Source organism: Bacillus sp. 7884-1, assembly GCF_002272245.1.
Taxonomy (GTDB): Bacteria; Bacillota; Bacilli; order Bacillales; family Cytobacillaceae; genus Neobacillus.
Genome location: NZ_NPDD01000185.1, coordinates 1 through 1,551 on the forward strand (window position 1 = coordinate 1; position 1,551 = coordinate 1,551).

General features: G+C 35.3%; 2 protein-coding genes and 1 pseudogene. All 3 read right to left on the reverse strand.

Translation table 11 applies throughout. The features are described from left to right. Nucleotides 1-192, reverse strand: a pseudogene (locus tag CHI06_RS30710) (aromatic ring-hydroxylating dioxygenase subunit alpha); the annotation flags it as partial. 130 nt (nt 193-322) lie between these two features. Next, complete coding sequence (locus CHI06_RS30715) at nt 323-724, reverse strand: SRPBCC family protein (RefSeq protein ID WP_257009393.1); 402 nt, start codon at nt 722-724, stop codon at nt 323-325. 48 nt (nt 725-772) lie between these two features. Further along, nucleotides 773-991, reverse strand: a complete 219-nt coding sequence (locus tag CHI06_RS30720; RefSeq protein WP_306453835.1) for a Rieske 2Fe-2S domain-containing protein — start codon at nt 989-991, stop codon at nt 773-775. Nucleotides 992-1,551: the final 560 nt, after the last annotated feature.

Sequence of the window (1,551 nt, forward strand, 5' to 3'; positions counted from 1 at the left end):
CCCCATCAAGTAATTAAGGAAACTGTTATAACTTAGATCTTTATCCTGGGCCATGATTCCATTACTTGCTTGGGTCACTCGACTCCAAATCTCAGCGTCATCTTGTTCAAGCAGGCCAGAAGGACCAAAAGTACCTAAGAAGGTCATATATGATTTTTCTTTGTATTCTGGCGGTGCTTCTTTATCAATCAAATGCTAGCTCCAAACCCTAAAATTCAAAAAGTTGTATAAACTATTATCGAAATCGAGGAGAGGAAGGCTAAATTGTAAAAATCCTAGATTAGGATATACTCCGCCAACAAAAAAGGTATCTTTCACCATATCATTTTGAGCTTCGTTTAAATTCTTTTGAAACATCGGCCACATCGATTCTGGCATTCCTTGATATGGACTCGGAGATACCCCCGTATCCATCAAACTGGACAAGATTGATTCCATGACCATTGTCTAAGACGACTTGATGACCATGCCCTGGGAAGAACGGATCATTTGGAGCAATTCCTAATTCTTTTGATGATTTATGGGTAAATTGAACATGGTAATGATCTGACTCAAAATTTTCGGCTGTTACGTTCCAGTTTGCTTCCACCACGTACCTTTGTGGAGATCCCTGTACCTCCATTCCCCCATCACTTCTGCCCAACATCATGTCTAAATACCATTTCATATTGCCAAGATAATCACTGAGTGATTCTGATTTAGGGTCTAAGTTCCCAAAAATCATTCCTTGGTAACTATCAAGGTACTGGACGCAGATTCCAATCTTCTTTGTTCATCTCTTCCCGTAAACCTTATTTCCAACCGCAATTCCAACAAGATCTCCTTCATTGTTATACGTCCAACCGTGGAATGGACAGGTAAAGGATTTTTGTTTTCCTGAGTCAGATGTACATAACAGCGTACCTCGGTGAGTACAAGTGGGTGCACCACTATATACCGATCCTTGATAAACGATGTTTATCAAGGTTTTTTTATTTAACTGGAAAATCAAACCATAGAACTTTTTTCCTATTTTACTCTATTATTTTTAAGTGTATTTCAAATAAAATTACGAGAAATATCCTTATTCCCCCGAATTTTAAAACTTAACTTATTAATAAACTGAAGATTTAGATAATATTTAAAACGTACTTCTCTAAAATAACCGAAAATTCTGTCCTAAATGACATTTTTTAGCATTAAAGTATTACAAAAATATGTATTAAATGACATTTTTTAGTATTGAAGTATTACAAAAATATATTAATTGTTTCATAGTGAATTACCCCAATTTACTCTTTTTTAAGGGGGATGTACACTTCGAATTGTATTTTCATTATCATGCAAGGGGGGAAAAGGAGAACAAAGGTCAAAGTTCAAATCTATCTATACATAGAAGGTTGGTGTTCATCAGCAACAATAAAAAATATATCCTGTAACGCAAGTCTTAACGTAAGCAAATTCCAGAAAGGAGTCGAATTGATGAAAAAGAACAGACATGGTCTTGTTGCACTTAACTTAATTTTATGCATGTTGTTAATCATCTCTACTTTTTTACCTCAACTCACCTTA

Excerpts from the sequence above, each read along its gene's own strand:
- CHI06_RS30715 (WP_257009393.1), bottom strand. The coding sequence starts at position 724 with ATGATTTTTGGGAACTTAGACCCTAAATCAGAATCACTCAGTGATTAT.